The sequence below is a fragment of the Photorhabdus hindustanensis genome (genome assembly GCF_002968995.1).
GTDB classification, from domain to species: domain Bacteria; phylum Pseudomonadota; class Gammaproteobacteria; order Enterobacterales; family Enterobacteriaceae; genus Photorhabdus; species Photorhabdus akhurstii.
In genome coordinates this window covers 40,006-64,162 of the sequence record NZ_PUWT01000048.1, presented here as the reverse complement: position 1 = coordinate 64,162, position 24,157 = coordinate 40,006, and the positions used below count along the sequence as shown (strand labels likewise).

Annotated in this window: 20 protein-coding genes and 1 pseudogene; 7 read left to right on the top strand and 14 right to left on the bottom strand. The window is 42.5% G+C overall.

Features of this window, described 5'->3' with window-relative positions; genetic code table 11:
* The 3 genes from C6H66_RS16545 to C6H66_RS16535 are packed head-to-tail and all read right to left on the bottom strand — an operon-like array spanning position 1 to position 6,529.
* A complete protein-coding gene (locus C6H66_RS16545; protein WP_105396134.1) occupies positions 1 to 3,798 on the bottom strand; it encodes a beta-ketoacyl synthase N-terminal-like domain-containing protein in 3,798 nt (1,265 codons plus the stop codon).
* Positions 3,795 to 5,579: a non-ribosomal peptide synthetase gene (locus C6H66_RS16540; RefSeq protein ID WP_105396133.1), complete on the bottom strand. Its 1,785-nt coding sequence runs from the start codon at positions 5,577 to 5,579 to the stop codon at positions 3,795 to 3,797. The genes C6H66_RS16545 and C6H66_RS16540 overlap by 4 nt, the downstream gene beginning before the upstream one ends.
* Positions 5,558 to 6,529, bottom strand: a complete 972-nt coding sequence (locus tag C6H66_RS16535) for a TauD/TfdA family dioxygenase (RefSeq protein ID WP_105396132.1) — start codon at positions 6,527 to 6,529, stop codon at positions 5,558 to 5,560. The genes C6H66_RS16540 and C6H66_RS16535 overlap by 22 nt, the downstream gene beginning before the upstream one ends.
* 1,223 nt (positions 6,530 to 7,752) lie before the next feature.
* Here C6H66_RS16535 and C6H66_RS16530 point away from each other — a divergent pair.
* From C6H66_RS16530 to C6H66_RS16510, 5 genes and pseudogenes are all read left to right on the top strand, one after another.
* On the top strand, positions 7,753 to 8,622 hold the full coding sequence (locus tag C6H66_RS16530) for a hypothetical protein (RefSeq protein WP_181150224.1): 870 nt from the start codon (positions 7,753 to 7,755) through the stop codon (positions 8,620 to 8,622).
* Complete coding sequence (locus C6H66_RS16525; protein WP_105396131.1) at positions 8,612 to 9,013, top strand: DUF1240 domain-containing protein; 402 nt, start codon at positions 8,612 to 8,614, stop codon at positions 9,011 to 9,013. The genes C6H66_RS16530 and C6H66_RS16525 overlap by 11 nt, the downstream gene beginning before the upstream one ends.
* 264 nt (positions 9,014 to 9,277) lie before the next feature.
* Positions 9,278 to 9,529, top strand: coding sequence for a plasmid stabilization protein (locus C6H66_RS16520; RefSeq protein ID WP_021326740.1), 252 nt, complete (start codon positions 9,278 to 9,280; stop codon positions 9,527 to 9,529).
* Positions 9,526 to 9,837, top strand: coding sequence for a type II toxin-antitoxin system RelE/ParE family toxin (locus C6H66_RS16515; RefSeq protein ID WP_105396130.1), 312 nt, complete (start codon positions 9,526 to 9,528; stop codon positions 9,835 to 9,837). Before C6H66_RS16520 ends, C6H66_RS16515 begins: the two co-directional genes overlap by 4 nt.
* Before the next feature lie 23 nt (positions 9,838 to 9,860).
* Positions 9,861 to 10,256: pseudogene (locus C6H66_RS16510) on the top strand (DUF1240 domain-containing protein).
* Between the two features lie 160 nt (positions 10,257 to 10,416).
* Here C6H66_RS16510 and C6H66_RS16505 read toward each other — a convergent pair.
* The 9 genes from C6H66_RS16505 to C6H66_RS16465 all read right to left on the bottom strand — a co-directional run bounded on the left by C6H66_RS16505 (position 10,417) and on the right by C6H66_RS16465 (position 18,446).
* Entirely contained in the window at positions 10,417 to 10,695 is a 279-nt protein-coding gene (locus C6H66_RS16505) for an LCI fold-containing protein (RefSeq protein WP_036814172.1), read from the bottom strand.
* Between the two features lie 556 nt (positions 10,696 to 11,251).
* Positions 11,252 to 11,479: a (Na+)-NQR maturation NqrM gene (gene nqrM, locus C6H66_RS16500; protein WP_040152259.1), complete on the bottom strand. Its 228-nt coding sequence runs from the start codon at positions 11,477 to 11,479 to the stop codon at positions 11,252 to 11,254.
* A gap of 13 nt (positions 11,480 to 11,492) precedes the next feature.
* Positions 11,493 to 12,488 carry an FAD:protein FMN transferase gene (locus C6H66_RS16495; RefSeq protein WP_181150226.1) on the bottom strand — a complete coding sequence of 332 codons (996 nt, stop codon included), beginning with the start codon at positions 12,486 to 12,488 and terminating at the stop codon, positions 11,493 to 11,495.
* A gap of 112 nt (positions 12,489 to 12,600) precedes the next feature.
* Positions 12,601 to 13,827, bottom strand: a complete 1,227-nt coding sequence (gene nqrF, locus C6H66_RS16490) for an NADH:ubiquinone reductase (Na(+)-transporting) subunit F (RefSeq protein WP_036776865.1) — start codon at positions 13,825 to 13,827, stop codon at positions 12,601 to 12,603.
* A gap of 15 nt (positions 13,828 to 13,842) precedes the next feature.
* Positions 13,843 to 14,439: an NADH:ubiquinone reductase (Na(+)-transporting) subunit E gene (nqrE, locus tag C6H66_RS16485; protein WP_046396941.1), complete on the bottom strand. Its 597-nt coding sequence runs from the start codon at positions 14,437 to 14,439 to the stop codon at positions 13,843 to 13,845.
* Positions 14,440 to 14,447: 8 nt separating this feature from the next.
* Positions 14,448 to 15,077: an NADH:ubiquinone reductase (Na(+)-transporting) subunit D gene (locus tag C6H66_RS16480; RefSeq protein WP_011145526.1), complete on the bottom strand. Its 630-nt coding sequence runs from the start codon at positions 15,075 to 15,077 to the stop codon at positions 14,448 to 14,450.
* Positions 15,070 to 15,867: a Na(+)-translocating NADH-quinone reductase subunit C gene (locus tag C6H66_RS16475; RefSeq protein ID WP_105396129.1), complete on the bottom strand. Its 798-nt coding sequence runs from the start codon at positions 15,865 to 15,867 to the stop codon at positions 15,070 to 15,072. The genes C6H66_RS16480 and C6H66_RS16475 overlap by 8 nt, the downstream gene beginning before the upstream one ends.
* Complete coding sequence (locus C6H66_RS16470; RefSeq protein WP_046396939.1) at positions 15,860 to 17,098, bottom strand: NADH:ubiquinone reductase (Na(+)-transporting) subunit B; 1,239 nt, start codon at positions 17,096 to 17,098, stop codon at positions 15,860 to 15,862. The genes C6H66_RS16475 and C6H66_RS16470 overlap by 8 nt, the downstream gene beginning before the upstream one ends.
* Positions 17,099 to 17,102: 4 nt before the next feature.
* Complete coding sequence (locus C6H66_RS16465; protein ID WP_105396128.1) at positions 17,103 to 18,446, bottom strand: Na(+)-translocating NADH-quinone reductase subunit A; 1,344 nt, start codon at positions 18,444 to 18,446, stop codon at positions 17,103 to 17,105.
* Between the two features lie 418 nt (positions 18,447 to 18,864).
* Between C6H66_RS16465 and C6H66_RS16460 the strand changes: the two genes are divergently transcribed.
* A complete protein-coding gene (locus tag C6H66_RS16460) occupies positions 18,865 to 19,599 on the top strand; it encodes a L,D-transpeptidase family protein (RefSeq protein WP_046396938.1) in 735 nt (244 codons plus the stop codon).
* Here C6H66_RS16460 and C6H66_RS16455 read toward each other — a convergent pair.
* Entirely contained in the window at positions 19,570 to 20,337 is a 768-nt protein-coding gene (locus C6H66_RS16455) for a class II glutamine amidotransferase (protein WP_046396937.1), read from the bottom strand. The genes C6H66_RS16460 and C6H66_RS16455 overlap by 30 nt on opposite strands.
* Positions 20,338 to 20,361: 24 nt before the next feature.
* Positions 20,362 to 20,943, bottom strand: a complete 582-nt coding sequence (gene lpcA, locus C6H66_RS16450; RefSeq protein WP_046396936.1) for a D-sedoheptulose 7-phosphate isomerase — start codon at positions 20,941 to 20,943, stop codon at positions 20,362 to 20,364.
* Positions 20,944 to 21,202: 259 nt separating this feature from the next.
* On the opposite strand from lpcA, the gene fadE reads away from it, so the two are divergent.
* Complete coding sequence (gene fadE, locus C6H66_RS16445; RefSeq protein ID WP_065391149.1) at positions 21,203 to 23,638, top strand: acyl-CoA dehydrogenase FadE; 2,436 nt, start codon at positions 21,203 to 21,205, stop codon at positions 23,636 to 23,638.
* The last annotated feature ends 519 nt before the right edge of the window (positions 23,639 to 24,157 follow it).

Here is a 24,157-nt window from a genome sequence, read left to right as displayed (position 1 = left end):
CTAGAACTGAAAATCTGGAATATCGCTAAAAACATCGTCTTGACCATCAAATAAGGCGAAAAGAGTGGTTTCCTCGCCTAATGTCACTAGCTGTGTCAGTGCACCTATATAAATATTCAACCAGCGAGAAACCGTGTCTTGTGAGAAAAGAGAAGTGGAATATTCCAATCGCGCTTGAAGTTCATCACCATATTCAATACAGGTAAGATTGAGTGGATATTTTGCGCCATTAGGATCGACATCCAGCAATTCGACAGCGGCTCCATTTCCCCCTAATACCTTAATAGGATCAACATCATTCTGAAAATCAAACATTGTGAGATGATAGGAAGTATTTGCCATCAGTTTCTGAATTCGATCAGCAGGAAATGCACTATGTAAAATCGCACTGAGTGATGCCTGCCTAACCGCATTCAGCACTACGTGAAATGGCTGGTGTGGATCAAGCCGTGCACGCACAATCACGGTATTAACATAACAACCAATGGTGTTTTCATCTTTCAGTTGCCGGTTAGCCACCGGCATAGCAACACAAATATCATGCTGCGCACTTATCTGCCATTGTAATGCCACCCAAGTTGTCAACATTATCATTTGCACTGTTACGCGAGAATTCATCGCCATCTGCCTCAACCTCTCAGTAACATCCTTCGATATCATCACAGGTAAATTAGCACCCTGGAGGTTAGATGCTGTCCCGCCCTCACCATCACAAGGCAACAGCAGAATTGGGATGTTTGCCAAATATTCGTACCAGAAAGCCTCCAGTTTTCGACCCTGTTCACTTTCAAGTAAGGTATATTGCTCCATCGCGTAATTTAAATAGTCGTTCACAGGCGGGGATATCTTGCCACCACTAAGAGCTGCCAATACCAATCGCCATGACCAGCCATCAAAAAACAGGTGATGAAAATTCAGCAATAGTGCTTGACGTACTCCATCGCTAAAATTCACTTGCAACAGCTCGAATCGTGTGGGAGGAATACCATAAGGTGAGAGCGGCGCTTCAACCATCTGCTGTAGACGCTGAGTCAGAACGGGCATGCCCGTTGCAATAGTGTATTTTGTTAAATCGACTTCACTATGAACCAGTTTGACCTGCATCGGAGGATGGATTACCGGGTTAACGCCTTGTTCGTTGTATTCCAGACTACAACGCAGCATCAGCTGCTGTAAGACAAGTTCAGTTAGCGTTTTTTCCAGCCAGGCAACATCCGCCTCCGCATTGATAAGCAAAACAGCGGGAACATTATAAGCGCCAGATTCACCAGCAATTTCTGTTGCCGCCCAAATTGCTAATTGCTGACCAGAAAGTACATTCTTATTGTTCCTTGTTTCCATCCCCGGTGTTGTAGATACGGAGGATAATTGAACACTGTCTTTCACCAATTGATAAAACTCATTCAGATCCAGGCAATCCAACAAATCCATCAATTTCAGATCCGTACCTAATGCCTCGTTCAGCCGAACCACAAGTTGCTCACCATTAAGTGAATTGCCTCCGGCCGCAAAAAAATCATCATCAAGTGTTAATTTCGGTTCTTTCAGCACTTCTCTGACCTGAGTCAACAATATCTCTTCAACATTTTCTCCTGAATTTGATATCGAAGTGTGCGGTACAACATCAGAAACCATAGCAGAGTTCTCAATAGTCTCTGGCCAGCAATAGGTGGCAACAAAAGGAGCAAATGGCAGTTCAAGACGACGATTTATCTTGCGTTCACACCCTTGCTGCCAATCCAGATTGGCGCCATTGACAAACCAATCTCCAAGCAATGTCAACAGAGATCTTTCACTATCGTATGACTGATAACCCAACGTGTTAATGGCTGTTGCAAGCTCACCACAACGACTGAATCTCACCAAGCATAGTTCAGCCTGTTCTTGCAACAAGGTTTGCAAACGCTGGAGATCAAATGTTGAATCAGTTGCCGGTTCATCAGCAAGACGCAATGCATCAACAAATTCAAGACCACCATCGACGACCTGTGCAGCCAATTTCCCCACACCGTAGGCCAATAACAAATCAATCGTCACCCCAAACGCTGTCAATATCGCGTGATGTCCCAACAACCAAATAATCCAGCGCTGCCGAAGCGTCCAAGCTTTCCTTGAACATAAGTTCTCTGCTTGTTTTATTACACGATGAAAAGCCGGAAATGTTTCTCCTCGTTTCATCAATAGTTGAATATCTATTGGAGAACATTCATCAAAAATAAGACCAACAGATAACGAAGATAATGGTGAAGATAGTGAGATTGAACCGTGATTCGTGAGTTGCTGCACTAAATGCGAAACAGATGAAGCCACGCAGCTCCAACGATATGGGAAATGCTCCCGTCCCAGCATTAATATATCGGCAACCTCGTCAATTGATGCTTCGGTTGAGGATAACGCATTAGTTATAGCACTTAGGTAAGTGCTAAGATCTTGTGTCGTCTGTGCCGATATCAGCACCAACCTCTCATTTGTTTCGTATTTTTTGTGCCTTAAAGTTGAGGGAGCCTCTTCAACGACTAAATGCACATTAGTACCACTTAGACCAAACCCACTGATTCCCGCACAGTAAGGACGCTGACCTTGACGTGGCCACGGCTCACAAGAGGAAGAAACTCGTATCGGCAACTCTTCTGTAGATCTACACAATGGATTCAACTGTTGGAAGTGAGCTGTAGGGAAAATCTGACCAGTGTGGAATTGAGCTATAATACGAACAAGCCCCGCCAACCCAGCCATACCACTTAAATGTCCAAAATTACTTTTTACAGAAGAGATAACACAAGGCTCCTGTTGCACGTCATAAGCGGCAAATGTATCGATTAAACCTTGCACTTCTATCGGATCACCAATTTTAGTACCCGTACCATGAGCTTCTATATAACCAATATCAGTAGCTGTGACCCCTGCTTGATACCATGCTGCCGTAATCACCTCGGTTTGTGCGATGCTGCTAGGTGCAGTGATACCATTGCTACGGCTACCGTCATGATTAATCGCACTCCCTCGTATGACAGCATGGATAACATCATTATCTTGATGTGCACGGCTCAACCGTTTAAGCAGGACAAAACCTCCTCCTTCCCCAAATCCAGCACCATCAGCCATTGCATCGAAAGGACGGCATCGATCTGTCGTTGACTCAACCCCTAACCCACTTGAGTTCTCACTACGCTGAGGCAAGGTGCCTAAAACAAGTTCACAGCCTCCTACCAGAGCAAAATCAGCCTCCCCTGTCAGAATTTTGTTCCGTGCTTCGTGAAGTGCGACCAAAAATGATGAACATCCCGTATCTATGGCATAAACTGGGCCACGCAGATCAAGCAGATACGCAATGCGACCCGCTGAAAAAGCATGCAAGCTGCCGATAAAAGCGAACGGATTAGCTTTTCCCTGTACCGATAACGACTGAAAAAGATCTGGATGCGGCCCGCCATGCGCAGCAACAAGTACTGCTGTACGCGCATTTGATAACTCTTTCAGAGTGTATCCCGCATTGACAATCGCTTCTGTAGCCAGTTGAAGCCCTATGCGTTGTCTGGGATCGATATATTCAGCTTCACTTAGTGCAATACCAAAATAACGATGATCGAACCCTGTAATTTCATCAAGCCATCCCCCCTCTTTTTCATTGCCTGTAAGAACCTGCCCCGTATTAGCCACCCGACTTTCAGGTATTGGACGAATGCAGTCCCGACCGTCAGCCAGAATATCAATCAATTCACACCAATTTGAACATTGTGGTAACCGAAAAGAGACGCCAATTATGGCGACCGCATCATCTGAATATAGTGTCGTCACAGCTGTACCACCTTAGTTTTATTAGGAGCTGTGCTCTCGCCACCAAGCTCTTTGGCTAAGGATTCAATGGATGGATATTTAAATAGTTGGGCAACAGTGAGATTTGGAAAATGACGACGTAATCGCCCAAAAACCACTAACGACTTGAATGAGTCACCTCCCGATTCCAGGAATTTAGCCTGTATATCAATATCATCACGCTTAAGCACTTCACGCCAAATATCTAAGATAAGCTTTTCTATGTCATTACGAGGAACGGTAACATCAAAAGAAATAGATTCAACAGTATTAATAGAAGCCTGCAAACGCGCTATATCAAGCTTTCCATTAGCATTAACAAGGATTTCATCAATGCTGTAGATTCTGGATGGAATATGACTGGCCGGTAATCGGGTAGCTAAGTTTGAAAGTAGTTCATTTTCTCTCACAGTACCCACAACATAAGCAACCAGTTCATCAATCTGGTGAAACTCAGATTTTACACTGGTAACAACAACCTGCTTAATCCCAGGTTCAGCAAGCAAGGCATTCTCAATCTCTTCAGGTTGGATTCGATATCCACGGATTTTGAGCTGGCGATCCACGCGCCCGATAAATAAATAGTTGCCTTGTTCGTTTTGTTTAACCAAATCACCACTGGCATAAAACCTGCTTCCAAAGATATCAACAAAGTGAGTTTCTGTCAGATCTTGATCCCCATGATAGCCTCTGGCCAACGCAAGCCCTCCTATATATAGTTGCCCCACTTCCCCGAAGGAAACTGGTCGCCTGGCGTCGTCCAGTACAGCCATTTCAACGCCCTTTAAAGGCTTACCGATTGGAATTGAGTCATTGCCTAGGAGTGTTCCATTTAGCTGATGCATTAATACACCAATGGTCGTTTCCGAAGGGCCATAGTGATTAAATATTCTCAGATTGGGGTTTGCTGCAAATAAAGTTTTAGCAAGTGCCGAAGTTAGTTCTTCCCCACCAATAATAAGTACTTTTTCAGGTAATAATTCCGAAAGGTTACCTTCTCTGGATAACATCTCTAATTGCGAAGGCGTACATTTCAACATTCCAATTGAAAATTTACTTATATGTTTAGCAAGCGCGATTGAGTCCAGCATCATTTCTCGATTGATAAGCTCAAGGGTACGACCTGTTAGCAGAGCGACGAAAATAGACGTATTACCAAGATCCGAAGCAAAAGTTGTTGTACTCGCCAAACTGGAGGGTATTGGTGATACGCGCTCAACAAATGCCGAGACGTAATTCATGATACTGCTGTGTTCAATTGCGACAAGTTTGGGAATTCCTGTTGAGCCGGAAGTTGATACCAAATAAGCCAAATCACCGGCTTTGCGACCTGATACCGGAATGTATTCCTGTGGCTCTAATATTTGTCTATCAAGATTAATGTAAGAATGGTGTTCAATACGTCGGCAGTTCAAATCATCAGTTAATACTTTAACCCCGCCTGAACGCTCTATTAATTCATTAATTCTACTATCGGGTTCGCTGACCTCTAACTGAATATATGCAGCGCCAACTGCCCAGATAGCCAATGCAGCTACAAGACTTGTAGCAGATCTTTCCATAAAAATAGCCACAACATCACCATTTACCACTCCTTGTGAAATGAGTAATTGAGCAATGGCACCAGCCTTCCCTGCCAATTCCTTATAAGTAAGCGCAATGTTGTCATGGCGTACAGCATATAATGAATCTGAAGTGGCTACTGAATTAGCAAAAAGATCTGCACAAGTTCTTGATTCTGTCAAAGTGTTCCATGTTTGCATCTCATGTCCTCATTTGGCAGGGAAAAATTGCAATGCATTGGTGAAGCCATGATCACATAAACTTTACGTGCTCCACTAAACGGTTCCCTACCGTGGGCAACTGCAAGGTTGTCAACAACCGCCACATCACCGTTCTTCCAATCTGGGTACACTGTCTCCGCATCAATAGCGGCTCGAATCTCAATTAATGTGGATTTGCTGATCAGAGTACCGTCGCCATATTTCGCCATTCGTGGAAATATCCCCACACCGAGTGCAGCTTCCAAAGCAAGCTGAACTTCTTCAGGCAAACTGGAGGGATGGAACAGATTCGCTTGATTAAACCAGCTTTCTTCCCCAGTGTAAGGATGAGTCATAACACCTTGTACAACCTGTCGTGTGATCAACTGCTCTTCATCTAGCCACTCAAAGTCAACACTTTCAGATCTGAGTTTTTCTTCAACTATTCTCCGTTCCTCAGTTTGAAATACTTGCTGCCAAGTTAAGTCAAACCCAGTGTTATAACGTCGTTCATATAAAACACCTTTACTTTTAAATTCTTCACGGGTTTTATTCGAGAGGCGTTGGAGCACTCTTCGATAATCTGCCAATGTTGTCTGACCACCAGAATCAGCAGCTTTTTGTGACCACAACCATAAATATTTTGGCCAAGTACGCCGGTAAGACATTTCATTATGCAAAGGTATTCGCTGATCAGCAGGGTACTCTGTAGAAGTGAACACCCGATCATTGACTTTAGTACGTGGTGTTGATGGTTCTTCATAATCCAATATTTCAGGAGTTGCACTTAATACTGCCTCTCTGAATGCAATAACATCTTCAATGTTGAATCCACGAAAAAGTAAGGCACCATGATTATTAAGCTTTTTTTTACATTCGTTCCAGTTATTACTAAGCCAAGAACACAGTGTGATCCCACTATTTGGAGAGTAAATCGTATAAGGTAGCATATCATATTAACCCTATTTAAAATGGATTAGCTAAACTGCCTACGTCATTCATTTTCCAAAATTATTGATTAAGTAAATTACCAAAACTAAAAAGAGCAGCAGGAATTCGAAATATCTGGCACTATTTCAATACCCTTAAAATATATTTAAAACCTACATGTCCAAGTAACTTGGACATGTAGGTTTTAGAATTTGTAAACGGTTAGTAATCCTAAACGCTAGTGAACACTAACACTCTGATAAAATTATATTTAATAAATTGATCTATTGCTGCTATGAACATCTTATTACATAAATCAGAAAGACTCAATACTCCCACGGAATTGAGATGGATAAAATTGCCGTTTGTCTCAGATACTTTATTCTGAATTTTTTTATAAGAGTAAGTATTATTCAGTTAAATAGTTAATAAGCTGTATGGTTGGATAGGTTTAAAAACTATTACTGACATTATTTATCAGGCTTATTTTTCATATTTTAGGTAATCTTTGATATGTCTAACGATGGTCGTTTTATGAATTAGTAATACTTGAAAACCATGAATGCATTCCAGTTAATATTAAAGTATTCTCTCGCTGTTATTTTACGAAGAAAACCATGAAAAAAAATAGTAAAACGGTTAATTTAGCAGGATATAAGCCCTAAAAAAATAAGGGATTATCTGAAAGAACATAAACGGGTATCTTTATATCATCAGACTATTTACTCACTGATTTATGAAGATAAAACTATGATGATTAAACTTAAAAAAACAGGTATTTTTCCCCAAAAAAAGGACAAATAAAAAGGTGAATGGTTTTAATACCGAGTTTCTTTCCTAAAGCATAGAGGCTTTTGTCTACCTGTTCGAGTTAATAGTTTCGGTTATTGGGGATGGTTGGGATAACAGAATTTAAAGCATTTATTTATCATTTTCACACTTATATTCACTCCCATCTTTTCAGGTTAAATCAGATTTGGGTGTGGGGCCTTCGTTCTATTACTCAGTTTTAAGCATTATAAAAACCTGAATCTTTAAAAAGCTTAAGTCTATGGCGCCATTTTATCAGGGATTATTTTAGTAGGAATATAATGGCTGACTCGTTGCGTTTATCCAACTTTTTGCTACTATGTAACCAATATGTTTTTTTTACACAACGATGTTATACTCAAATCGTAAACTCCGTCCGTTAAATATCGATGTGGCGACTTTTGATTTTAAGAATATTAAAGGAAATTTCACGATGACATATAAAAGATACAACCCCTCTTGGGAAGGCTATATGGGCGATTTTCTAAGAGGTCATATTGGGATTAATCACTTGAAACCTCAATTTCAGTCCTTTAATGCTATTGGTCTTGAAAAACAGTTAAACGAGAATACAGCGTATATTGCACTGCTATCCTTAGAAGAAGCGAAAGATGTTTTAGAAGAGATTGATTCGCCAACACCAAAAAGCCCATTTATAAAGAGCATATTTTCAGTTACCGATCCTATATCACCCTATGCAGGTAATATACGTGATGCTTTCGACTTTATAAATGTAGTAGGAGAATTTAAAAGATTAGGGATTAAAGCCACAGAGTATGTTGGTAAAAATGGGCAAAGATATATTAAAATCTCAGGTCATGCGGGGCTTAGAAAAATCATCAATGCTTCAAGATACAGCGCTTCTAACATGAAGATGATCTCTATGGGGATAGGGCAACAGGGAATAAATAGTAGCATAGTTAAGGGAGTTAAATTCAATATACTATTTTCCTCAGCTTATCGAGCGGTTGAATACATCTTTAAGGATGAATACACATTGGCTGATTTCTTAGGCAATATTTCAGTAGATATGGCTAAAGCAGCAGTAGCGGCTTTTGCTTCTTGGGTTATTGGGACTTTTGCAGCAACTGCATTTGCTACTGGTGCTAGCGTAATTGTTGTGGCTGGTATTATGCTTTTAGTAGGTATTGCAACAGTATCTATACTTGATTCATTAGATAAAAAATTTAAAATTAGTGAAACTGTGATTAATTTAATCAAAAAAGAAATAGAAAGAAAACCAAGAACGCCAGAAGCTAATTTCAATCAATTTCTTCATAACTGGGGGAATTATGGTAAATAAAAAAAAGATTTTGCATATTATAGGAGCTTTTTCTTTTATTATTCTAACGTTATTTACTTTTCTTTCTAGCGGAGAAAATTTAATTTCCTTAGTTAAAATGGAAGATAAAATAATATTCTCAGGCCCTGTTTTTATGCTATTTTTTGCTTTTCCTTTCCTTTCATACTTTATAGTTTCTGTTATTTTCCTTAATATAAAAAATCGCTGGCCAAAACATCACGATAGTTTTATTAACTGTTTTGGGGTGATAGCCTTTGTTTCATTATTTTTAAGTTTCCCCCTATCTTTTTATGTGGATTATAAATTAAAAAGTGAAAATTATTTAATATGTAAAAGAATATCCTTGGCGTCACCGAATACCTATGTAAAAGATATTAAGCTATGTGATTAATATTATCTTATTTAATTTCTCCATAACTGGGGGAGCTATGAAAAACCCCTCACGTTGAATTTTCGTATGCTGTACCTAACGACAGAGTTTTCCGCATGTTTTTAGGCGATGTGCACACAGGACATCCAGACCATTTTTGCCCGTGTCGTAAAACACCTGTTTACCAGCTACCTGCGCCAATGTTGTCATGTACAACTGTTTGGCTCCATTCCCACATATGTGCTAATGTGGGAATGTGTAATTTTGGATTTTGGAGATTATCCCATGAGTCGCCTAACCATCGACATAACAGACCAGCAGCACCAAAGCTTGAAAGCGCTGGCTGCCTTGCAGGGCAAGACCATCAAGCAATACGCGCTGGAAAGGCTGTTTCCCGGCGATGTTGATGCCAATCAGGCATGGAAGGAGCTGAAAACCCTGCTCGGCACCCGCATCCACGAGGGACTTGCTGGCAATGTGTCTACCAAGAGCATCAGCGAAATTCTCGATGAAGAACTGACCGAGGGCCGGGCTTGACCGGCTACGTTCTCACTGCGGCGGCTGAATCCGACCTGCGTGGCATCATCCGCTACACCCGCAAGCAATGGGGCGATGCTCAGGTGCGCCGCTACATTGCTATGTTAGAACAGGGTATCGCCAACCTCGCCGATGGCCGGGGTGTGTTCAAAGACATGAGTGCGCTTTTTCTGGGCCTACGGATGGGGCGGTACGAACATCATTACGTCTTCTGTCTACCGCGTGAGGGAGCGCCTGCTCTGATCGTGGCTATTTTCCATGAACGCATGAACCTGATGACACGACTGGCTGACCGGCTCAAAGAGTGATGGCTTGGGCAGCCATGATCGAAATGGCGGCTGGTGACACGGCTGTTGGGTCTACCCCAATAATCTGTGCTCTTGCTATTTTTATTTTAGCGCTATCAGGTTTCTTTTTGGCTGGGGAAAATTTATTTTCCTTAATTAAAATGAAAGATAAAATAACATTCTCAAGCCCTGTTTTTATAATATTCTTTTCCTCTACTTTCGTATTTTATGATTTTCTTTAATATAACTGGCCGTTGTCCAAAATATCACGATAATTTTATTAGCTGTTTTGGATTTATAGCTATAATTTCATTTTTTTGAGTTTACCCCTATCTTTCTATGTGGATTATAAATTAAAAAGTGAGAATTATCTGGTATGTGAAAGAATATCCTGGATGTCACCGAATACCTATGTAAAAAATATTAAGCTATGTGATTAATATTATCTTACTTAACTTATTCATAACAGGGGTAACTTTGACATATATTTCCCAAGGATTTTTAAACTAACCACCTTGCAGGAAGAAGTATCTGACACAATATAATGAGCCAAACATTTATAATATTTGGCCCAGATTGTTGGGATTTTTAGGTAAAATTTTACAAGCCTCTACCTTCATATAAAGCGATATATTTTCCACAATAATCTAAATATTTATAACCTTTAAGATACCATCTGACTCCAGCCCAATCATATACATTAGCAAAAGTACCATTATCTTTAGCAATATATTGAGTATATAGGCCATTGTTATGGGTTATACCTGAACTATAACAATTGTCCCAAGGAATATATACGCTTGCCGATGCAGCCCCAATTCCTCCGGTTAATGTAATACCTGCCGCTAATGCCCCAACTGCTAATAATTTCTTAAACATAAAAGTTTCTCCTTTAATAGTTTTATAACTTACATAATTTATAAATTTCACCTTAAGTGTATCGCTTTTATAAATTTTGTCAAAATCCTGAGGTTATAAAAATATTTATTTTAACCCTGGAAATATTGGAATTTTATTTTATTAAATAGAAAATTATTTGCTGAGAAATATAAAATCACATGTAATAATTCATGCTAAATCATCATTAGCCTATATTACAACTTTAAAAGCTGTTTATATTTTTCATTTTAAATTGGAAGTTTAATTTCTTATTTACAAAAAACTCCTCACACAATATAAATGGTCTTCTATCAATTAAATAGTTTTCAAAAGGTACAATTAAATAACCTGAATTTCATATTTATATGAATTCAGGTTGTGCGCTTTATCTTAAAACCTTTAGTGATTATATTAACGAAGTGTGTACTAGAAAAACCCCTTCACAGTAAACCGCTTAATGTGAAGGGGATTTTATCAAATTGGTATTTCTGCTTTTTATTTACTTTATCTCAAACTACGTGAAAGCAGGAAGGAGTATTACGCAGATTGGTTAAACTCAGATAATCCGATGTTTCTCTAATTGAACCTGCCGCGCAGCCTCACGAGCCATACGTCTCTTACGAGCATCACAAGGTTCCGGACAATCACATACTTTCTCCACTCCAATACTGCTTAAACCGCCACAGCTCCCTTGTATGCTCTTACGTTTAATCATATAGCCCAACGACATTCCTGCAAAAGCCAGCAGGAAAAAGACGAAGGCTGCAATAAATACTTTCAGCACTTCTTTCCCCTTCTCATTGATTTTTCTGTAGGTATGGCTCAAAGGCTTTACTGTAACGCTCTTCAAAACCATTTTTCGTTTTTATGATCATAAAAACCGGGATACTCAGATTTTCTGCAACTTCCATCCCTTTTTCCGGCCCTAAAACATTCAGTCCAGTAGATAGGCCATCAGCACTCATACAAGCTGGAGCAATTACCGTAATAGAGACTAAATTATGAGAAATAGGGTTCCCCGTTTTTGGATCAATCGTATGAGAATAGCGCACACCATTTTGTTCAAAGTAATTACGGTAATCACCAGAAGTCGCTATCGACATATTCCCAGGCATTATCACTTCCTGAGCATTTTGAGCCATGCCGGTGTCAGATGGCTTTTCAATCGCAATCCGCCACGGCAGATCTTTACCATTACGACCTGATGTACGGACTTCACCACCAATATCAACCATATAATCTTTGATATTCTGCGATTCCAAATATTCAGCAACAACATCTACGCCATAACCTTTAGCAATAGATGATAAATCGATATACAGCTCTGGAACGGTTTTAATCAGGTTATTACCTTCTACCACGAGTTTATCTATCCCAATCCATTCACGGCGTTTTTCCAATTCACTCGCAGAAGGTGCTTTCGTCACGTGCCCCTCAGGACCAAACCCCCATAAATTAACCAATGGGCCAACCGTCACATCCAATGCGCCATCCGTCAATTTATTAATGTAGATCGCCTCTTTAACCACTTTGGCTGTCGCGGGCGATACAGGGAACGGCCGATCAATTTGACGGCTTTGATTAAAACGACTCAATTCAGAATCAGGGCGATATGTCGACATCTGATCGTTAACTTCTTCCAGCAAACGATCAATCTCTTTTTGTAACATTTCTGGCGAAGGTGCCGACGAACCCGTGACAAATTTAATGGAATAGTAAGTCCCCATTGTTTGTCCACGAATATTTTTCTGCTCCAGACCATCACATGCCGCCAGCAGCAATACGGCAAACATTAATGCTATCCAGCTACTTATCTTTTTACGCACAGTTAATTACTCTTTCCGAATTGTTAGCGCCCACAAAATTGTGGGCGCCAATCATTAAAATCAAACTATTTATGGCTTATCAGCCACCGAAATCATCCAACATGATGTTTTCATCCTCGACACCAAGATCTTTCAACATCTTGATCACCGCAGCATTCATAACCGGAGGCCCACACATGTAGAATTCACAATCTTCAGGAGCCGGATGATCCCTCAAATAATTCTCATACAGAACATTATGGATAAAACCGGTGTAACCATCCCAGTTGTCCTCAGGCAGTGCATCAGATAAAGCTACATTCCAGGTAAAGTTTTCATTTTCCGCCGCTAGCTGATCAAAATCCTCTGTATAGAACATTTCACGTTTAGAACGGGCGCCATACCAGAAGCTAATCTTACGTTTGGAATTCAATCGCTTAAGCTGATCAAAAATATGAGAACGCATTGGCGCCATACCTGCGCCACCACCGATGAAGATCATTTCCGCATCAGTATCTTTTGCGAAAAATTCACCGAACGGACCAGAGATAGTCACTTTATCACCAGGTTTCAGTGACCAAATATAAGAAGACATAATTCCCGGCGGCGCTTCCGAATTTCTTGGCGGCGGCGTCGCAATACGAACGTTAAGCATGATAATACCGTGCTCTTCCGGGTAGTTTGCCATTGAGTAAGCACGAATTGTTGGCTCTTTCACCTCAGAGACAAAGCGGAATAAATTAAATTTATCCCAATCCTCTCGGTATTCTTCCGGCACATTGTAATCGGAGTAACGAGCAATATGTGGTTGAGCTTCAATCTGAATATAGCCACCAGCACGGAAAGGCACAACTTCCCCATCAGGGATCTTCAATTTCAGCTCTTTAATGAAAGTTGCTTTGTTATCATTGGAGATAACTTCACATTCCCATTTCTTAACACCGAATATCTCTTCCGGTAATTTAATTTTCAGGTCCTGTCTTACATTGACCTGACAAGCCAGACGACAACCCTCTTTCGCTTCACGCTTGCTAATGTGAGAAAGCTCTGTCGGCAGAATGTCACCGCCGCCATCTTTAATCTTTACCCGGCATTGACCACAAGAACCACCGCCGCCACAAGCAGAAGAGACAAAAATCCCCTGGCTTGACAACATATTTAGCAATTTATCCCCGGCTGGAGCGGTAAAGCTCTTTTCCGGATCGCCATTAACTTCAACTCTAATATCCCCAGTGTTAACTAACTTTGATTTTGCGAACAAAATCAGTGCCGTCAGTACTAACACAATTAGGGTAAACATCACTACGCCTAAAATTATTATATCCATGAATGCTTCTCGCCTTTATAACTGCACACCAGAGAAGGACATAAAACCCAATGCCATCAAACCCGTAGTGACAAAGGTGATCCCCAATCCTTTCAGACCTGCCGGAACATCAGCATATTTCATTTTTTCACGGATAGAAGCCAGCAGAACAATTGCCAACATCCAACCTATACCTGAGCCAAAACCATACACGATGGATTCAGAAAAGTTATAGTCACGCTGCGCCATGAAAGAGACACCACCAAAAATCGCACAGTTAACGGTAATCAGCGGCAGAAAAATGCCGAGCGCGTTATAGAGTGAAGGGAAATAACGATCAAGGATCATTTCAAGAATCTGCACTAACGCAGCAATCACGCCAATAAACGTAATAAAGTTCAGGAAGCTGAGATCAACCCCTTCAACCAATGCGCCGTCACGCAATACCAAGTTATACACCAGATTATTAGCAGGAACAGAGATCCCTAAAACCACCGTGACGGCAATACCCAGACCAAACGCTGTTGCGACATTTTTCGATACCGCCAAAAAAGTACACATACCGAGGAAGAAAGCCAACGCCATATTCTCAATAAAGACGGCGCGGACAAACAGGCTTATAAAATGTTCCATGTTGTCAGTTACTCCTTCTCAACCTGCGCCGGTTTCAAAGTCCTCAGACCCCAAATCAGCATACCAATAATGAAAAACGCGCTAGGTGCCAACAGGAACAAACCATTAGGCTGATACCAACCCCCATTCTGTACCGATTCCATCACGGTAATCCCGAACAGTTTGCCGGAACCAAACAACTCACGCAGGAAACCAACCAGTACCAGAATAACCCCGTAACCTAAACCATTACCGATACCATCCATAAAGCTCTCAATAGGTGGAGACTTCATGGCATAAGCTTCCGCACGTCCCATCACGATACAGTTAGTAATGATAAGGCCAACAAATACAGACAACTGCTTGGAAATTTCATAAGCATAAGCCTGCAAAATCTGATCTACCACGATAACCAGCGATGCAATAATCGCCATCTGTACAATGATTCGCACACTGCCAGGGATGTAATGACGGATCAACGAGATAAAAAAGCTGGAAAAGGCAGTAACCAATGTTACCGCTATTGTCATTACCAACGCCGTTTCCAACTTGGTTGTTACCGCCAGCGCTGAGCAAATCCCCAGAACCTGCAATGCAATCGGGTTGTTATCCAAGAGCGGCCCAAGAAGGACTCGTTTTATTTCTTTACTATCAGCCATCTTTCAACGCTCCTTCGCGTACTTTTTTCAGGAACGGACCAAAACCGTTATCCCCTAACCAGAAATTAAACATATTCTGGACACCGGCAGAGGTGAGGGTCGCACCAGACAAGCCGTCAACACCATAAGAGTCATCGGCGGCAGCACCGCCACGAACAATTTTAATCGCCGGATTGCCCTCATCGTTATACAGTTTTTTACCTATCCACTTTTTACGCCATTGCGGGTTATCCACTTCTCCCCCCAATCCCGGCGTTTCGCCGTGCGAATAATAGGTGATGCCGCGGGCCGTTTTACCGTCCACATCAACGGAGATAAAAGCATACATGACAGACCACAGGCCAGAACCATAAATAGGCAGAACGATTTCGCGAGTTTTACCCTGCTCATTTTTCACCAGATAGATTTCAGCCATATTGGCGCGACGGCGGATTTTCGCCAAATCCTTTTCAGGTGGTAATGCAATACTAGTATCATCACTGCGCAATGCATCGTTCAGGTTAAACTTGCCCTGACTGCTTTCAAATGTTGCAGTATCCAGATTCAACAACTCGGTTTTAATACGGCTTTTGAATGTTTCTTTAACTTCATCGGCACTCATCTGAGGCTTGAGTAATCCAGCAACATCGAGGATATTACGCTGTTTATCCATCAATTTTTGTTCCTGTTGCTGAGATTTCAGCCCTACCGCAGAACCTGCCACCACAATTGAGCAAACGAGGCATAGCACAAAAACAACGATAAATGTTCTGCCCACGCTGTCATTATTTTTAGGTTTATCATTAGCCACGGGCTTTTCTCCGCTTAATATTGGCTTGCACTACCAGATAATCAAACAATGGCGCAAACAGGTTTGCGAACAGAATCGCCAGCATCATACCTTCTGGATATGCCGGGTTGACAACCCTGATCAGAACACACATCACACCAATCAGAATGCCGTACCACCATTTACCTTTATCGGTAAATGAAGCGGATACCGGATCGGTTGCCATAAAGATCATACCAAAGGCGAAGCCACCCAGAACCATATGCCAATACCACGGCATAGCAAACAATGGGTTAGTCTCTGAACCGATAGCGTTAAATAGGTAGGAAGTCGCAACCATACCCAACATCACCCCGGCGACAATGCGCCATGAAGCAATACGGGTAAACAGAATCATCGCACCGCCAATGAAAATCATCAGCGTAGACACTTCACCGATAGAGCCGGGGATATTACCAATGAAAGCATCCATCCAGGTGATAGGTTGACCGGTCACGGTATTCACTAATCTCTGACTACCACCAGCCGCCCATTGAGATAACGGGGTCGCGCCAGAGAAACCATCAACCGCAGTCCATACCAAGTCTCCCGAAATCTGTGCCGGATAAGCAAAGAATAGAAAAGCGCGGCCAGCCAGTGCCGGGTTCAGGAAGTTACGGCCTGTACCACCGAAAACCTCTTTCGCAACGACAACACCGAATGTAATACCTAGCGCCGCTTGCCATAGAGGAATCGTCGGCGGAACAATCAACGCAAATAAAATCGAAGTAACGAAAAATCCTTCGTTAATTTCATGTTTACGGATGATGGCAAACAGTACTTCCCAGAAGCCGCCAACGACGAATACAACGATGTAAATAGGAAGAAAATAAGTCGCGCCAAGCAACATTTCGCTACACCAGCTAGCACCTGGCGTCAGTGACGCACCAAAAAACTGAGCAACACGATAGTGCCAGTCAGATGCCAGAATTTGCTGTAATTCCGCGCCACTGTACAAATGATACAGCGCAGGGATCGCCTGCTGACCAACGTTATACATTCCCCAGAACATTGCCGGGAATACCGCCAGCCATACCATGATCATCATACGCTTTAGATCGATAGCATCACGGACATGAGCACGACCAGAAGTTACTGTACCTGGTGTATAGAAAACCGTCGTTACCGCTTCATACAGCGGATAATATTTTTCTAATTTGCCCCCAGGCTCAAAGTGGCGCTCAATTTTTTCAAAATAGTTTTTCAGGCCCATGAAATCATCCTTCCTGCTCAATCTTAGTCAGCACTTCACGCAGTACCGGACCATATTCATATTTGCCAGGACAGACATAGGTACAAAGCGCCAAGTCTTCCTCATCTAACTCCAGACAACCCAGTGCCTGAGCACTATCGGTATCGCCCACCAGCAGATCCCGCAGCAAATGCGTCGCCATAATATCCAAAGGCATAACACGCTCATAGTTACCGATTGGCACCATAGAACGTTCGCCGCCATTCATTGTGGTTGAAAAAGCAAAACGCTTATTTTTAAGGAAATGACCAATGGTGGTGCGGGTGATGGAAAATTTATCGGCGCCCGGAATGATCCAACCAAATAGCTCTTTTTCACGACCTTCACGCAAAACAGAAACTAACGTGTGGAAACGGCCAAGATAGTGATGAACTTCATCTGACTGAGTACCGCACAATACGGAGCCTGAAATAATACGGTTTTCACCCTCTTTAAGCTGATCCTGAGTTAACTCAAGCAGATCAGCCCCTAAGCAGGTACGTATAAGACGTGGTTTCTCAACCTGTGGACCGGCCAGCGCGATGACACGATCAGTATAAAGGGTGCCGGTAGTGAATAATTTACCGATAGCAATCACATCCTGATATCCCAAGTGCCATACCGTTTTAGTCGCACTGACGGGTTCAATAAAGTGAATGTGAGTTCCAACTAATCCCGCAGGATGCGGACCTGAGAACTGATTATAAGTGATTTGTGCATCATTACTGACACCCGGCAAGTTTCCTGCACTATGGCAAACATGGACTTTACCTTCGGTCAGTTTAGTCAGCACATTCAGACCATCAACAAAAGCCTCTTTATCGGTAGCAATAATAACCTGTGGATTTGCAGCCAGAGGCTGAGTATCCATAGCGGTTACAAAAATCGCTTTTGGCGAGGAGCCGGGAGCAGGACTTCGGCTGTAAGGACGGGTACGTAATGCGGTCCATAACCCGGAATCGATAAGATTCTTTTCCACTTGTTCTCGGGATAACTGAAAAAGTTGAGAACGATCATAACGGTCAAAATCAACCTGTTCGTCTCCCGTTATCTCAATCACGATTGACTGCAAAACACGTTGTTCACCACGATTAATCGCCACAACCTGTCCACAGGCCGGACTGGTGAAAACTACACCTGGATTCTTTTTATCTTCAAAAAGAATCTGGCCCTTCTTAACATGCTCACCTTCTTTAACCAACATAGAAGGACGCATTCCAACATACTCTTCACCCAACAGTGCTACATGGCGAATCGTCGGACCGTCTTCTATTACTTGAGCAGGCGCTCCTGCAATCGGGAGGTCGAGTCCTTTTTTAATTTTAATCATAAGATTTGCACAAGTTTATCAATTAAATCATATGCTACAGATTACCTGGTGGTAACATAGCCACTCTATAAAAAACCCCTTAAGTCACGAATCGTGCCCAGGTTATTATTCTCCGATAATTGTTACGATTTTCTTTTAATCTCCAGGCGGTAATTTTAACATCTCCCTTCTTGGCCTGTCTGACTAATCAAGTGATTTAGTTCAAGCAAACAGGAATAATTTTGGCACTGAACGATTAATTACTCGCAAAAAACGAATTATTATATCATCTTTACCGACACCTGATTGTATTTTAACCTAACAATCACTTTGTAGTGATAAAGTTATCATCGTCATTTTCTATTCACAAAGTCGATGACTCATGGCAATCTTAAGCTAAATTTTTAGTCAGCTCACTACGTCGCTATATGGTAGTCACATGAAAAAAACTGCGGTTTTTCCTGCAATAATATTGTTGTTTTCTAATTCACTCGCTCCTGTCTATTCTCAGGATACTTTAGTTCAATTAAAGCAAAACTACCCTGCGCAGACCGGCGCTCCCGTCTTTATCCAAATCTTCAAAGAAGAGCGGATACTGGAGCTTTATACTAAAAATAGTCATGGAAGCTACCAATTGTCTAAAAGCTACCCCATCTGTAATTACTCTGGCGGCCTTGGTCCCAAAACCACAGAAGGCGATCTGAAAAGCCCGGAAGGATTCTATCGTGTAAAAACCCATCAACTCAATCCAAATAGTCGGTATTACCGATCTATTAACCTTGGTTTTCCCAATGAATACGATAAATTCAGAGGCTATTCCGGCAACTATTTAATGATCCACGGAGAGTGTAAATCTGTCGGTTGTTACGCTATGACTAACGGTTACATGGATGAAATCTACGATTATGTAGAAAGTGCATTATTGCGCGGGCAATATGAAATTAATATCAGTATTTATCCATTCAGAATGACGCCTCAGAATATGTTACGCCACCGTTCATCCTCCCATTATATGTTTTGGCTACAGTTGCAACCGGCCTATGAGTATTTTGTAAAAAATCACCAGCCGGCAACAATCAGCGTCATTAACGGTCAATATGCGGTTAATCCTACACCTGACAAATCGCCACTTTTGCAGCATCAATCACAATACGCGTTCACCAAGATGAAATAATGCATAGCTACCCGGATCAATACGATTCCAGTCTTCATTACCGGTTAACGGTTGGGTAACAATAACAGAAACAACATCATCCGGCTGTGTATGCTGTTGAAAATCAATTTCAACATCCTGATCGAGAAGTTTTGCTTTTCCAAACGGCGCCCGACGGGTAATCCAATAGAGGTTGGTTGAGCAATATGCCATCACAAAACGCCCATCTGACAGCAACATATTGAATACGCCTTTTTTGCTGAGTTCGTCCGCTAATGAAGCGATAAAACGAAAAACCTGAGGCCAATTGGAAGGGGTTCTTGGATATTTTTGTGAAAGTTGATGCAAAATCCAGCAAAAAGCATGTTCACTATCCGTTTGCCCAACGGGACGATACTGACCCGTTTCAAGCTGCCGATAGCCCCGAAGCTGCCCATTATGGGCATAAGTCCAGTTGCGTCCCCATATCTCACGAATGAAAGGATGAGTATTTTCCAACGCGACATTACCGCGGTTAGCCTGCCGGATATGAGAAACCACCACTCTGGATTTAATCGGGTACTCTTGTACGAAGCGAGCAACAGGCGAATTGTAACTTGGTTGATGATCTTTAAATGTGCGACAGCCCCGCCCCTCATAAAATGTGATCCCCCAACCATCTTTATGGGGCCCGGTATGACCACCCCGTTGGATCAGACCACCTAAACTAAAGCAGATATCTGTTGGCACATTTGCGCTCATGCCAAGTAACTCACACATTGCCCACCTCTGTAGCCTGTAAAATCAGGCTTTAATCATCTCTTTTTCGATAAGTTGAATCAGGATATGAATAACTTTGATATGAATTTCCTGAATACGATCTGCATAACCAAAATGCGGGACACGAATTTCCACATCAGCGGTTCCCGCCATTTTACCGCCATCCTTGCCTGTCAGCGTAATAACTTTCATGCCTTTTAAGCGGGCAGCTTCAACTGCTTTGATAATATTACCGGAATTACCGGAAGTGGAGATACCCAGTAACACATCTCCCTCTTTTCCAACCGCTTCCACATAACGAGAAAAAACAAATTCATACCCGAAATCATTACTGACGCAGGAAAGGTGGCTGACATCAGAAATCGCAATCGCCGGATAACCAGGGCGATTTTCGCGGTAACGGCCGGTCAATTCTTCGGCAAAATGCATCGCATCACAATGCGAACCCCCATTACCACAGGACAGTACTTTGCCACCCGTTTTAAATGAATCAGCCAGTAATACCGCTGCTTTTTGAATTGCTTCAATATTTGCATCGTCACTTAAAAACTTTGCCAGCGTATCCGCGGCTTCGTTCAATTCACTACGGATCAGGTCTTGATACATAGGCTCCTCACTTCGGTCAGGTAATCTTTAATGTTGTGCCGGATGGCAGTTTACCGGATCAAGAGAATTGAAAGAAGACAACATCACGTTTCTGGAGAATTAATCCGCTGCCGATCACCACGAGTTTGTGAGCTAGATTGTAATTAAGATGTAAAGATATTGCTAAAAACAATTTCATGGTCTAAAAAGAGAAGAACACCCTAACAGGTCCGACCTCTGATGACTTACCTGACCCTGAGATTAACCAGGAGCTTTTATTATGACCACATTGAGTATTATTCTATTCTTAGTATTGATTGGGATACTTTGCTATCACAAAGTCAATCTCAGTCTCAGCAGCCTACTGCTCCTTGTCTATACCGTCTTGATGGGCGCTATTGATGCATGGAGCTACTGGATGTTGTTACCAACGGCCATTATTCTGTTCCCACTGAATTTTGCGCCAATGCGCCACTCCTTATTGACTGTTCCGGCCTTAAAAGCCTTCCGTAAAGTAATGCCAAGTCTATCTCGCACGGAAAAAGAAGCTCTTGATGCAGGTACCACCTGGTGGGAAGGCGAACTATTCCGCGGTCAACCCGACTGGAAAAAATTACATGACTACCCAAAACCTCAGTTAACCGCTGAAGAACAAGCATTTCTGGATGGTCCGGTAGAAGAAGCTTGCCGTATGACCAATGATTTCCAGATAAGCCATGAACTTGCTGATTTGCCGCCTGAGTTATGGCGTTACCTGAAAGAACAGCGCTTCTTTGCCATGATCATTAAAAAAGAGTATGGCGGTCTGGAATTTTCAGCCTATGCACAGGCGCGAGTCCTGCAAAAATTGGCGGGGACATCCGGCATTCTGGCAATCACCGTAGGTGTGCCTAACTCTCTCGGCCCGGGGGAATTGTTACAGCATTATGGCACCGAAGAGCAGAAGAACCGCTATCTACCCGGACTTGCCCGTGGCGAAGAGATCCCATGTTTCGCATTGACCAGCCCGGAAGCTGGCTCTGATGCCGGATCAATCCCAGATACAGGCGTAGTCTGTATGGGAGAATGGCAAGGCGAGCAAATTCTGGGTATGCGCCTGACCTGGAACAAACGTTATATCACACTTGCACCTATCGCTACCGTACTCGGTTTGGCTTTCAAACTGTCTGACCCTGACCATTTATTGGGTGATACAGAAGAATTGGGCATTACCTGTGCATTGATCCCGACCAATGTACCGGGGGTAGAAATTGGTCATCGCCATTTCCCACTGAATATTCCATTCCAGAATGGGCCAACTCGCGGTAAAGATATCTTTGTTCCGATCGACTACATTATTGGCGGGCCAAAAATGGCCGGACAAGGCTGGCGCATGCTGGTTGAATGTCTGTCTGTCGGCCGCGGTATCACTCTGCCGTCAAATGCAACCGGCGGTCTGAAAAGTGTCGCTATGGCGATTGGCGCATACTCTTATATCCGCCGCCAATTCAAAATGCCAATTGGTAAAATGGAAGGGATTGAAGAACCACTGGCACGCATTGCCGGTAACGCCTATTTGATGGATGCCGCTTCAACGCTTGCAACAACCGGTATCATGCTAGGTGAAAAACCCTCTGTGTTATCCGCTATCGTCAAATATCACTGCACCCACAGAGGCCAAAGATCTGTTATTGATGCAATGGATATTGCCGGTGGTAAAGGTATTTGCCTTGGTCCATCCAACTTCCTTGCTCGCGCTTACCAAGGCGCACCTATCGCCATTACCGTTGAAGGCGCCAATATTCTGACCCGTAACATGATTATCTACGGTCAGGGAGCTATCCGCTGCCATCCTTATGTTCTTGATGAAATGGCTGCGGCTGAAAATAATCGTATCAAAGACTTTGATAAGGCACTGTTTAGCCACCTTGGTCACGTTGCCAGTAACATGTTACGCAGCTTCTGGCTTGGCTTAACCAATGGCCGCACCAGCAGCACACCGGTCAGTGATGCAACACGCCGTTACTATCAGCAACTAAACCGCTTGAGTGCCAACCTTGCGCTATTATCAGATGTGGCAATGGGGGTATTAGGTGGTAGCCTGAAACGTCGTGAACGTGTCTCCGCCCGTCTTGGCGATGTTCTGAGTCAAACCTATCTGGCTTCCGCGACGTTAAAACGCTATGAAGATGAAGGTCGTCAAAAAGAAGATTTACCGCTCGTTCAGTGGGCCGTTCAAGATAGCTTATATCAAGCAGAACAGGCGATAGATAATTTACTGAGCAACTTCCCGAATCGTCTGGTTGCCGGTCTGATGCGTGTTATCGTCTTCCCTCTAGGGCGTGTACATTCAGCACCATCCGACCATCTGGATCACAAACTAGCTCAGATCTTACAACAACCTTCGGCTACCCGTGATCGCATTGGCCGAGGTCAATATCTGACACCAAGCGAGCACAATCCTCACGGATTACTGGAAGAAGCTCTGCACGATATTATTGCCGCAGAACCTATCCATGCCCGTTTGAGTCGCGAAGCAGGTAAACGCCTTGGTTTTACTCGCCTGGATAAACTGGCAGAGCGCGCACTCGCAGAACGTAAGATCACGCCAGACGAAGCCGAAATTCTGAAACGTGCCGAAGCAAGCCGTCTACGTTCTATTAACGTTGATGAGTTTGAACCAGAAGTACTGGCTGTCGCAGCCCCGGTCGAAAAGCCGAGAACAAAAGCGGCCTAAAACTGACGATTAAAGAGAATTAAGAGCTAAATTAATCATGGGGCGATATCTTAAAGTATCGCCCCAGATTGTTGGATAACCCATTTAAAAAAACAAGGGATGTTTTCACATCATCGAAAATTTCAGATAATGTGTTGTCGTTTATTGGCTTTCTCCGATGCTTTAATCGCATTAACAAGGGTGAAAGGTCTGACAGATTAATATAAGTGAAAGCAACCAACGCAGCAGTGATTTAAAGAATGAAGAGAATAAATCAGCCAGTAAATAACCTGATGATATAAAAATACCCTCTTATATCTTTTCGAATAGTCAGATCTTTTTCAGGGCTTAAACCCGGGTAAATTAACCGTTTTACCTATTCTTTATTGCGCTATTTTTTTATGACTTACTTTGTAAAATAACGACTAGAAAACTTTTTAATGCCCGTAAACTGATAGTTAAGTTTTCTCATTTTTCCTTTCTGTATGTAATTTTTTTAGGTTTAAAACCAGCGAGGATAACAGATAAACCAATGGTATT